Genomic DNA, 11,030 nt, shown 5'->3' with positions numbered 1-11,030 from the left:
CTACACCTCCTGAACTACTTTTAAAGTCATGGCAGCATTCGGTTCAGCCGCATGAAATATTGCTCTTAATGCTGCGCTATTGCGATGAATGTCAAACTCAGATTCAATTAATTGTCTGGCTTGGGTTGACAACTTGACTCGCAAGGCGGGATTAGTAAGGAGTTGTTGTAGTGCGATCGCTAATTGTTCGGTATCATGTTGTGGCACAATTAATCCAGTCTGGCGATCGCGCACTAATTCGGGAATTCCAGTTACATCTGTACTTACACAGGGCGTTCCCAATGCCATCGCTTCGAGTAAAACTGTCGGCAGACCATCCCGGTTGCCATCTTGTCCAATAATATATGGAGCTGCAAACACAGCAGCTTGTTGCATCAATTGAAATACATCATTTTGAGGACGTGGGCCGACAATTTCCACAGTAGATTGCAGCCCTAAATCTTGGATTTTTTGTTGCAATACAGCTTCTAATGATCCAGTACCCACTATTTGACATTGGAAATCACAATTTATTCCCTTCAAAATCGCACAAGCATCTATTAAAATAGATAGCCCTTTCTTCTCAATTAATCGACCGACAGAGAGAATCAATGGAGGACGATCAACCGGGGAAGAATATTGTAATTGTCGTAAATTTAAGCCATTGTAAATACGTTGAACTCGCTTTGCACCATAAGTTTTTTGCAAATAATTGAGGTTATAGTCACTGACAGTTACGACAGTGGCAGCATCTTTGAGCTTGCGTTGCATATCTTGCAATTCAACGCTTTCATGAAAGATGTCTTTAGCATGAGCAGTAAAGGTGTAGGGAATACCCGTAAAGTGAGATGCTAACCGAGCTACACTGGTTGCAACTGTGCCAAAGTGAGCGTGAAAATGGGTGATTCCTTTGAGTCGCGCTTCCCGTGCTAGCCATGCAGCTTGGTAAACGGTGCTAGCTTGTTCACCTTGAGCATAAGCCAACTTCGACCAAAAATCTGGAATAACTTTACTTGCTTCTTGTAATTCTGCCCAAAAATAGCTTGCTGCTGTGGGAGCAAGACTATTAAGGGATTTGCTCATTCGACCTTGAATTGGCTTACGAATGTAGTTGACAGTAGCACGTACCTGGGAAATAATATTTTGAAAGTGAGTGTCACACGGTGGCCTCAAAGCAAAAATTTCAATATCTAAACCTGCCGCTTCATGAGCCAAAATTTCATTAACGACGAAGGTTTCAGAATAGCGAGGATAACGTTTAAGAATGTAACCAATACGGATTGACATAATTCGTAATTCGTAATTAAGAAGGTTCTTTTTTAGGCTCCCCTATCTCCTTTCAAGAAGCTTGTTGGGATGAATGATGAGCAGAGATTAGTATCTCATTTACGAATTGAGGAATGCGGGTAAGTCCATCAAGATCGATACAATTACGGGCTTGTGGCGGCTCAACTTCCTGCATTAACCAATCTGTCAATGCTTGAGGTTTTAAATGATGCGGGTGCAGCATATCAACTAAACCAAGTGCCTGTAGGCGTTCGGCACGGATCAACTGCTCTCGACGGGGCTTGATTCGAGGTACAATAAGTGATCGCTTTTGAAATGACAGCAATTCGCAAGTTGTATTGTAACCACCCATAGCAATGATGCGTTCAGCCTGATTCAGCAATAGCGTTGGTTCAGCTAAATATTTCAACACCCGCAAATTAGAACGTTTAGCAGCATACTTCTGAAGCTGTTGCTGTACTTTTTGCGACATGAACGGTCCCGTCAAGATGATGCCGCTCATCTCTGGTGGTAGTTCAGCACAAGCAAATGTTTCTGCCAAACGCGCTCCATCTTGTCCGCCTCCCACCAAGCACAACACGAATCGTTCAGATGGCAAATTCAGTGATTTCAATGCCTGAACGCTATCCATATCTACGAATTTGAGGCGGTTACGCTGGTCAAGATAGCCAGTGTAGCGTAGTTTGGCTAAAGTCTTTGCATTGAAGCGATATTCCTGTGCTAGGTCATAAATGGCTGGATCACCATACACCCAAACTGCATCATAGTAGGTTTGAATCGCCTCTTCATTAGCTATTCTTTTCCACTCTCGATGCACAGATGTAGGGTCATCTAACACATCCCGTAAACCTAAAATGCAGTGCGTTTTTCCTTGGGTACGCAAATAATCTAGTGTTGGTTCTAGCTCTCTCACCGCTCCTCGCGGTACATTATCCACAATCAGAATATCGGGTTTAAAGGTTTTGATGGTGGTAAGAATAACTTGCGATCGCAGCGTAATAATTTCCTGCAATGATAGATCCAATCGTCGCGCCTGATATTGCCCATCAATATTTTTGTGCAGAGCAGGTAAGGTCAAACAATCAACTCCTGGTGGGGTTGGTACATTGCTAGCATCTTGTATGCCACTAATCAGCAAAACATCAATTTCTAGGGCTGAACATCCCAATGTTTGAGCAATCAACAAATTACGCCGCTTATGTCCCAGTCCCATTGTGTCGTGCGAATATAAAGCAATACGACATTTACGAGCATTGCTAGATAAACTACTAACCTCTGAAGACGCTATGCTAGCCGACGTTCGTGCTATTTTTTTAACGGGGGTTAACAAGTTTTTCATCTGTACTCCTGACAAACTTTTCATCCGGTGGCTGACGACTTGGAAATTGAATTAACACTTTTATCCAAACTTTAAATTTTGATTTTTGAGTTAAATTGAAAAATTAATGATATGCTCACTCTATGAATCAAATCAAATAAAAACTTCCTAATTTTTCATGTCTTTATTATTAAAACTTGCTTATCTTTCTCACTAAAATTAATAGGTTTTATTTTTTGAATTAGAGTTTTAAAACCTAAAATTAAAATTAGATTATTATTTGGTTAACATAAAGTTAAACACTACTTTATAAATTATCAATTTCTTATTAAAAGTGCATGAGAAATTGATGAAAATTCTCTCATCAAAAATTAATTAGTAGATTGTAAGCCTTAAATCGAGGATTTGATGAATTTAAACAGCCTCAAATGAGGATGACTCAAAATGAGCAGGGTATTAAACCGTTTTTGCGATCGCATATCTGTTTTCAAAATATCTCAGTTGTTTTTAGTTTGGCAGCAACTATTGGGAGAAGCACGCACCCGGATTTTGCTCTGGTACTTGCTGATTTTAGGAATAACGTTTCTCATTGCCATTCCGGCATTTCGCTATCAGCTGTACCAGCGCATTGATGAGCGTGTTCGTCAGGATATGGAAGGAAACATGATGGCTTTTAAGGCGCTGATTAAGGGCGAAAAGTTTGTTACAGAGAATAGACTCACTGATGATTCAGAAGAGATATTGAACGAGTCAATATTGTCTGGAGAAGAACAAATAACTACTCCAGCCTCCGTAGAAGACTTAATCAAGCTTTTTAGAGCTTATTTGTTGTATCGGCGACCAGAAGATGAATCCTACTTTATCACTTTTCTCGATGGTGAATTCTATAAATCTAGTCCTAGCGCCCGCCCTAAGCTTTTAGCCAGAGACTCATTACTTATGAGACGGTGGGCAAAACAGACCCAACCAGAACAGGGAGAACAAGAATTTTTTGCCCCTGATGGTAGTAATATTCTTTACATGGTGGAACCCATTACCATTAATGGACAAACACGGGGAGTCTTTGTCGTTGCCCACAATACCGCCGGGGAGAGGACAGAAGCCTTAGAAGCAATCACTGTGATTATTCAAGTTTTCAGCTTAGTGTTTGTGGTGTCGTTAATCCTTACCTGGTTTGCTGCGGGGCGGATACTCTCTCCTCTACGAACAATTCTCACTACAGCTCATGCCATCAGTGAGTCAGATTTAACTCAGCGTTTGCCTGTGCGAGGTAAGGGAGAACTGGGGGAACTGGCGAAGACATTCAACGAAATGATGGACAGACTAGAAGCAGCCTTTGCCAGCCAGCGTGAATTCGTTAACGATGCTGGACATGAACTGCGAACTCCCATCACTATTATTTGTGGACACCTAGAACTGATGGGAGATGATCCCCAAGAACAACAAGAAACCGTGGCACTGGTCATCGGAGAACTAGACCGGATGAGTCGTTTAGTTGATGATATGATTTTGCTGGCAAAAGCAGAACGCGCCGACTTTTTACAGGTAGCAACAGTAAATGTGGCAGATTTAACCAAAGAATTATTTGTTAAAGCCCAAGCACTGGCAGAGAGAGACTGGCAACTAGACTCTGTGGCCAAAGGTCAGATTGTTGTTGACCGTCAAAGAATTACCGAAGCCATGATGAATCTGGCCCAGAATGCTACTCAGCATACTAAAGAGAGTGATACTATTTCCATAGGTTCAGCGATCGCCAAAGAAAAGGTGCGCTTCTGGATACGCGATACAGGCGAAGGCATTCCACTGGTTGATCAAAAACGAATTTTTGAACGCTTTGCCCGGTCTTCAAACAGTCGCCGTCGTTCAGAGGGGGCTGGGCTGGGGCTTTCTATCGTGCGGGCGATCGCAGAGGCTCACGGTGGGCAAGTATTACTTCGTAGTCAGTTAGGAGCAGGTTCGATGTTTACCATCGTTTTACCGCTCGATCCCCCCAATAAATAAGCGTCTATGCCCAACATTCTCATCGTTGAAGATGAACCCCGGATTGCCTCATTTATTGAAAAAGGGTTGCGATCGCAAGGGTTCACAACAACAATTCTTACAGATGGGTTGTATGTGCTAGATGTGATCCAAAGTGCAACCTTTGACTTATTAATTCTGGATCTAGGGTTGCCTGGAAAAGACGGGTTTCAAGTACTCGAAGAACTGCGCGGACAGGGAGAAGACATACCTGTAATTATCCTCTCTGCCCGGAGTGACATTCACGACAAAGTTGCTGGACTAGAAGGGGGTGCAGATGATTATGTCACCAAGCCCTTCCGATTTGAAGAACTGTTGGCGCGGGTAAGGTTACGGTTGCGAAGTACTAGACCTGCCAGAGATGCCCAAGAATTTATCCTCAAAGCTGGTAATATTGAGCTTAATTTGCGAACTCGACAAGTGAAAATAGGCGATCGCCTAATAGAACTACCTGCCCGTGAATTTGCTATGGCAGAAATGTTTTGCCGACATCCAGAACAAGTCATCAGTCGAGAACAACTCCTCGATCACGTTTGGGGTTACGACTATAACCCAGGTTCTAATATTGTCGATGTGTATGTTGGTTATCTCCGTAAGAAACTAGGTAGCAAACTGATTGAGACAGTTAGAGGCATGGGTTATCGCTTGCGAACTAAGTGTTGAATGCTGAGTCTTGAGGTTCAATATGAAACAGCATCACAACTTCGATGAACTGGCTTTTGACCGGTCAAATATTCCCTTGCAATCAACTAACTCCAGTCCAAACAAAAGCAATTCTAGATATTGGTTCAGTCATCTGAAGGTTGGTCAAAAGATTGGCATTGGATATGCACTGATTTTGAGCATCGCTGTACTGGGAACTAGCATTGGGTTTCTGATTGCAGATCATTACCAGCGACAAGCGCAAAAGCGTGAAGAAGCAGCGATTGAAGAGTTATATAAGATGTATCAACTGAAAACCAGCGTGTTTCGTGTTCGTACCAACCAACACAAGCTGATTTTATACATGGATCAACCAAAAAGATGGCAAGAACAATATACTTTGTTAGTTAACTATGTTGAGCAAGCTAGACAAGTTTGGTTTGAGTTCAAAACTAACTACAGTATTGAGAACCCAACTCTATATGATTCTGTAATTGAACAACAAGCAGTTCACCGCTTGTTACAGGTCCACAAAGGCTTTGATACTTACTTACAGCGCACAGAGGCTCTGTTTTACGATAACAATCCCAGTAAATTATCAGCAAACGATATTAAAATAGCACAAACTCAACTGTTCAATTTCATGCATAGCTCATCAATTTTTATGATTGATGATTTTCTCGATGACATCACCAACCTTGTAGAAGTCATAGCCGAGGAGTATCAGCAAGCCAATTGGGAGCTGCGAAGGGCAGAGAAATTACGTCTAAATATTATCTTAGGTAGCCTGTCACTATCGATCGCGATCGCCACATTATTAGCAATTTTCACTAGTCGAGCTATTGCCCGTCCTATTCAAACAGTCACCCATATTGCCCAACAGGTTACAGAAGAATCTAATTTTGACTTACAAGCACCCGTAACAACCAATGATGAAGTTGGGATTTTGGCTACTTCCCTCAATCGTTTAATTTTGGAAGTTCAGCAACTCATCACAGTCCAAAATGATGCTAACGAACAGCTAGAGGTATACAGCCAGGTACTAGAAGAGAAAGTACGCGAACGAACACGGGAGTTAAATGAAAAAAACATTAGCTTAAAGTTGGCATTAGAGGAATTGCGGTCTACTCAAGCTCAACTTGGAGAAACTGAGGAGAATGGCGAGAAAACCTGAAAAACAACAGCCATTCGCAACTGCTGATTGCTAATATCGAAATCTAAGCAGTCAATTATCAAACTAGACCCCATAGACACGCGTTTTTTTGTTAGTATTCAAAAAAACCTATTGACACATTTTCAGATCAATTGTTTGTGATTTGTAAGTAAATGTAAACAATTGTTTCAAAAGAAAGCACCTGAGGTTTAATGACTGATTTTTTCCAAGGAAATTTCCCATTACAATCCGTCCCACTGACGAAGAGTGTGGCAAAAAGCCATGCCCATACTGAAGAGGAGAGCGGAAAATTAGCTGCAACGATAGCAGAAGCTGCATCAGACCGCAAAGCGGGTGAGATTTTATTGCTCAAAGTAGCAGAGGTATCTTACCTGGCTGATTATTTTGTGATGATGACTGGCTATTCTAAGGTACAAGTCAGGGCGATCGCTCAAGCAATTGAAGGAAAGGTCGAAACTGAGTTACAACGGCGTCCTATAAGGACAGAAGGAAAACTTGAGGGGAGTTGGGTACTACAAGACTACGGTGATGTAATCGTTCACATCATGATGCCCAAAGAACGGGAGTTTTATAATTTAGAAGCGTTCTGGATTCATGCAGAGCGTATTTCTCTTCCAGAATCTGATGAGGGTGAGGGTAAGCCAACATGATTAGGTCTTCGGTTTCAAATTGCCCAGTTCCCACAGACCAACAACCGCTCAATGAGTACGAAGAGTTAAAAACTTCCTGGCTATTTCGTGATAGTACTTTAGATTTGCGCGAGTATATCACGAAAATTGCTTGGATTTGGAGTTTATCTTGGCTGGTCGCAGGGCCTGTGGCAGCAGCAAGTTTTCCTCCCAACAAGTATATTGCACATTTTATCCTCTGTGGTGCAGCAACAGCGAGTGTTGGAGTAGTGCTGGCACTGGTAAGGTTGTACTTAGGCTGGTTTTACGTGTGCGATCGCCTTTGCAGTCCCACAGTATTTTATGAAGAGTCCGGCTGGTACGACGGCCAAACTTGGACGAAGCCACAAGAAATCCTCAACCGCGATCGCTTAATTGTTTCATACGAAATTAAACCTATTCTGCGGCGGTTACAATTTACTTTCGCTGGCTTGGCGGGAATGTACGTTATTGGTACTATAGTTTGGCATTTGTTTTAAAGAGTCATTGGTCATTAGTTATTAGCTAAGGACTGGTGACTAATAACCAATGACTAATTAATTAAAAAGGTAATAAATATAAACCCATGACAATGGGAAAACGAACTCAAGCCACAGCACTGGAAGTCCGGTTGCTGCGGGAAGGTATTATTGAATCCAGGCATATAGTCCAGGCTGTTGTATGCGACGAACGAGGACGGGTTCTAACCGTTGCCGGGAATTCTGAAACTGCTGCATTTATTCGTTCAGCCCTCAAACCGTTTCAGGCACTCGCAGTCACCACCACAGGTACACTGGAACGCTATGACCTCAGCGATCGCGACTTAGCAATTATCACAAGTTCCCATAAAGGAAGAATAGATCAAGTCCGACAGGTATTTAACATCCTTTGGCGGGCCGATCTTGACCCAACTATGCTCCAGTGTCCAATTCCTGAAGGTAAGCACAGTCCTCTGGAATACAATTGCTCTGGTAAACATGCAGGAATGTTAGCTGTTTGTCAGCAACGCCGTTGGCCCTTGAATAACTACTTAGATCGCAAGCACCCAGTACAGCAGTTGATTTTGGGCAAAGTAGCAGAATTGCTGCGAATGCCAGCTGAAGAATTTATCAGCGCTCATGATGACTGTGGTGCACCAACTTATCTGATGCAACTCGGTCACATGGCATCTTTATATGCACTGTTAGCCTCTAGTACCAATCTTGATATGGAGCGCATTGTCCGTGCTATGACTCATCACCCCGCAATGGTAGCAGGAGATGGAGAATTTGATACGGAACTGATGCGCTTAACTCCAGGTGAACTGGTCAGTAAAACTGGTGCCGAAGGAGTACAGTGCATTGGTAGACTCGGTGAAGGCTTAGGATTGGCAATCAAAGTTATGGATGGGGCAAAACGAGCAAAATACGCCGTGGCTATTCACTTACTCCAGCAAATGGGTTGGATTAGTCCCAGCGCCGCCGAAAGCCTCTGTGAAAAGTTTGTCACCTTAGGAAAATACAAGCGTTTAGAAGTAATTGGAGAATTATCATTTTTGTAGTTGCAAAACTCTTGACCATAGGTTATGATAAAAAAGTCAAGAGCGACGCGGGATAGAGCAGCCTGGTAGCTCGTCGGGCTCAACGGGCAAAGTTAACTAGACGCTTATTAGTTAAGTTTGCTATGGGCGGTACATAATGAAAGTTATGTGCGTTTATCTGTCAAACTCGGGGAAGCCAATAGCGCGGTAATCCCGAACCAAGCTCCATAAATGGAGAAGGTGTAGAGACTGGAAGGCAGACACCCTAACGATAATGACGAGGGTGAAGGGACAGTCCAGACCACAAACCAGTTAATCTGGGCAACGAAAGTTGTAGTTGGTAAGCATAACCCGAAGGTCAGTGGTTCAAATCCACTTCCCGCCACCAAGTGAATGATAAAGCAAAACCCTGTTTTCTTAAAAGATTACAGGGTTTTGTTTTATGCTGATTGTCAGCTACTCAGTTTTACAAATGGACACAAAGCTTAAGGGAGACATAGCAGAACAAGCTGCTGTTCTTCATGCCTTAAAGCGTGGTTGGGGAGTTTTAAAACCTTTTGGCGATCGGCTACCTTACGATCTAGCATTTGATGTAGAGGGAACTTTAATTAAAATCCAAGTCAAATATGCTTGGTTGGATGAACCTTCGGGCAATTATGTTGTAGATAACCGCCGTACTAAAACCAATCGACGGCTGATGCTTCGAGAAGCATATAAGCTATCAGACTTTGATTTTGCCTTAGTATATATAGAAAAACTTGATCTGTTCTATGTTTTTCCCGTAGATGTGTTCATAGATTATGGAAGCGAAGTACACCTTGTTGAAGCTGAAAAACGACAGAGGAAACCTCGTTCTGCACAATATCGAGAAGCCTGGGAGTTAATTTTACAGGCATCAGTAGCTAAAGAAAGTTGTATTCGATCGCCTGTTCAACTCGGAGAAGCAGGTTTTTGATCTATTCTGGAAGAAATAGCCATCTAAAAGGCGCGGAGAATCATGGTTGTGAAGTTGCAGCGACCAATTTTAGTGGGAGGATTGGGACTGTCCTTTTCTCTATGGATGTTACAAAGTTGGCACGATTCTATAGTGCAGGTGAGTGAGTTTGGTTTATTGAGTGCCTTAGCTGTAGGCGGTGGTTTGTGGTTGTTCCAAAAAAATCGCCCGAAAGACAGTTTAGACGAGCTAGATGGTATGGTGGTGGATCGGGCGATAGTAAAAAGTGCGATCGCTAAAACTGAAACTGTAATTAATCAACTAGCACAAGAATCAGAAAACCACACAGCATTAGAGACACTTAGAGAACAAGTTGCCCAATTGTTGTTGGAGTTAGACAGACAAGAAATTAAAGTTGCTGTGACTGGCGGTAAATCCGTAGGTAAAAGCACTTTAATTAAAGTGTTAAAGGATAATGTCGAGACACCAAGTTTCGTGTCTCTAGAAGAAACAGCACCTTTATTTAGAGAAGCGGGTGACAATTCAGATGCAGCTGTTTTGGCAGAAGTAGCAAAATCAGATTTTGTTCTGTTCTTGACAAACGGTGATTTGACAGACTCAGAATTCCAAACCTTACAGCAGCTAAAAGCAGTAAATCAGCCCACAATCCTGGTTTTGAACAAACAAGACCAGTATTTAGCCGATGAAAGCGCCAGTATCTTGCTGTCATTAAAACAGCGAATGCAAGGGAATGTACTTGCAACAGCCGCCTCTCCCATTCCCATCAAAGTCCGAAAGCATAAGGCTGATGGTTCTGTGCAAGAGTGGATGGAACAACCAGCACCAAATATCCAGCAGTTGACGCAGCAGTTGGATGAAGTTTTGGTACAGCAGGGACAACGGCTAGTTTGGGTAACAACCATGAGAAAAGCCGGGTTGTTGAAAGCTGAGGCGAAAAACTGGTTGAATGGAACCAGACGTGATCGCGCCACCCCAATTATTGAACAATATCAGTGGATAGCTGCTGCTGCTGCCTTTGCTAACCCAGTTCCAGCCCTTGACATCCTTGCAACTGCGGCCATTAATGCTCAGATGGTAATGGATTTGGGTAATATCTATCAACAAAAATTTTCCCTAGAACAAGCACAAACCATAGCTGGAACAATGGGAAGTTTAATGCTGAAACTGGGTTTAGTTGAACTTTCTACAAAGGCTATTAGTACTGTTCTTAAAAGTAATGCCGTTACCTTTGTTGCTGGTGGCGTAGTGCAGGGAGTAAGTGCAGCTTATCTAACTAGAGTCGCAGGGTTAAGCCTAGTTGAGTATTTCCAACAGCAGGAAATAGCAATAGATTCTGGGACTGGTTTGAATTTGGAAAATTTGCGGCAAACTTTGCAAAAGGTATTTCAGCAAAATCAGCAGATTGGTTTTTTGCAGGGATTTGTTAAGCAAGGCGTGAAGCGTTTGTTGCCAGAAGTACAGCAGGTTGAATTGGTAAAATAAACACTCCT

Annotated in this window: 10 protein-coding genes; 8 read left to right on the top strand and 2 right to left on the bottom strand. The window is 42.6% G+C overall.

What is annotated here, in order from left to right:
- The gene (locus tag H6G26_RS03340; protein ID WP_190727917.1) at positions 1 to 1,266 is read right to left on the bottom strand and encodes a glycosyltransferase family 4 protein; all 1,266 of its coding nucleotides are present in this window, start codon (positions 1,264 to 1,266) and stop codon (positions 1 to 3) included.
- A 52-nt stretch (positions 1,267 to 1,318) separates the two neighbouring features.
- Positions 1,319 to 2,605 carry a glycosyltransferase family protein gene (locus H6G26_RS03335; RefSeq protein ID WP_190727916.1) on the bottom strand — a complete coding sequence of 429 codons (1,287 nt, stop codon included), beginning with the start codon at positions 2,603 to 2,605 and terminating at the stop codon, positions 1,319 to 1,321.
- Between the two features lie 423 nt (positions 2,606 to 3,028).
- On the opposite strand from H6G26_RS03335, the gene H6G26_RS03330 reads away from it, so the two are divergent.
- The 8 genes from H6G26_RS03330 to H6G26_RS03295 all read left to right on the top strand — a co-directional run bounded on the left by H6G26_RS03330 (position 3,029) and on the right by H6G26_RS03295 (position 11,022).
- A complete protein-coding gene (locus tag H6G26_RS03330) occupies positions 3,029 to 4,585 on the top strand; it encodes an ATP-binding protein (RefSeq protein WP_190727915.1) in 1,557 nt (518 codons plus the stop codon).
- Between the two features lie 6 nt (positions 4,586 to 4,591).
- Complete coding sequence (locus tag H6G26_RS03325; RefSeq protein WP_190727914.1) at positions 4,592 to 5,266, top strand: response regulator transcription factor; 675 nt, start codon at positions 4,592 to 4,594, stop codon at positions 5,264 to 5,266.
- 22 nt (positions 5,267 to 5,288) lie between these two features.
- Entirely contained in the window at positions 5,289 to 6,419 is a 1,131-nt protein-coding gene (locus H6G26_RS03320) for a HAMP domain-containing protein (RefSeq protein ID WP_190727913.1), read from the top strand.
- 191 nt (positions 6,420 to 6,610) lie between these two features.
- On the top strand, positions 6,611 to 7,069 hold the full coding sequence (gene rsfS, locus H6G26_RS03315) for a ribosome silencing factor (protein ID WP_190727912.1): 459 nt from the start codon (positions 6,611 to 6,613) through the stop codon (positions 7,067 to 7,069).
- Positions 7,066 to 7,566, top strand: a complete 501-nt coding sequence (locus H6G26_RS03310) for a CGLD27 family protein (RefSeq protein ID WP_190727911.1) — start codon at positions 7,066 to 7,068, stop codon at positions 7,564 to 7,566. Before rsfS ends, H6G26_RS03310 begins: the two co-directional genes overlap by 4 nt.
- 86 nt (positions 7,567 to 7,652) lie before the next feature.
- Positions 7,653 to 8,606 carry an asparaginase gene (locus tag H6G26_RS03305; RefSeq protein WP_109011960.1) on the top strand — a complete coding sequence of 318 codons (954 nt, stop codon included), beginning with the start codon at positions 7,653 to 7,655 and terminating at the stop codon, positions 8,604 to 8,606.
- 451 nt (positions 8,607 to 9,057) lie between these two features.
- Complete coding sequence (locus H6G26_RS03300) at positions 9,058 to 9,540, top strand: group I intron-associated PD-(D/E)XK endonuclease (RefSeq protein WP_190727985.1); 483 nt, start codon at positions 9,058 to 9,060, stop codon at positions 9,538 to 9,540.
- A gap of 42 nt (positions 9,541 to 9,582) precedes the next feature.
- Entirely contained in the window at positions 9,583 to 11,022 is a 1,440-nt protein-coding gene (locus H6G26_RS03295; RefSeq protein WP_190727910.1) for a DUF697 domain-containing protein, read from the top strand.
- The last annotated feature ends 8 nt before the right edge of the window (positions 11,023 to 11,030 follow it).

It is taken from the genome of Nostoc sp. FACHB-888 (assembly GCF_014696655.1).
In the GTDB taxonomy this organism is placed as follows: Bacteria; Cyanobacteriota; Cyanobacteriia; order Cyanobacteriales; family Nostocaceae; genus Nostoc.
This window is presented reverse-complemented; position numbering and strand designations above follow the sequence as displayed.

Excerpts from the sequence above, each read along its gene's own strand:
- H6G26_RS03310 (WP_190727911.1), top strand. The coding sequence starts at position 7,066 with ATGATTAGGTCTTCGGTTTCAAATTGCCCAGTTCCCACAGACCAACAA.
- H6G26_RS03340 (WP_190727917.1), bottom strand. The coding sequence starts at position 1,266 with ATGTCAATCCGTATTGGTTACATTCTTAAACGTTATCCTCGCTATTCT.
- H6G26_RS03335 (WP_190727916.1), bottom strand. The coding sequence starts at position 2,605 with ATGAAAAACTTGTTAACCCCCGTTAAAAAAATAGCACGAACGTCGGCT.
- H6G26_RS03295 (WP_190727910.1), top strand. The coding sequence starts at position 9,583 with ATGGTTGTGAAGTTGCAGCGACCAATTTTAGTGGGAGGATTGGGACTG.
- rsfS (WP_190727912.1), top strand. The coding sequence starts at position 6,611 with ATGACTGATTTTTTCCAAGGAAATTTCCCATTACAATCCGTCCCACTG.
- H6G26_RS03300 (WP_190727985.1), top strand. The coding sequence starts at position 9,058 with ATGGACACAAAGCTTAAGGGAGACATAGCAGAACAAGCTGCTGTTCTT.
- H6G26_RS03320 (WP_190727913.1), top strand. The coding sequence starts at position 5,289 with ATGAAACAGCATCACAACTTCGATGAACTGGCTTTTGACCGGTCAAAT.
- H6G26_RS03325 (WP_190727914.1), top strand. The coding sequence starts at position 4,592 with ATGCCCAACATTCTCATCGTTGAAGATGAACCCCGGATTGCCTCATTT.
- H6G26_RS03305 (WP_109011960.1), top strand. The coding sequence starts at position 7,653 with ATGACAATGGGAAAACGAACTCAAGCCACAGCACTGGAAGTCCGGTTG.
- H6G26_RS03330 (WP_190727915.1), top strand. The coding sequence starts at position 3,029 with ATGAGCAGGGTATTAAACCGTTTTTGCGATCGCATATCTGTTTTCAAA.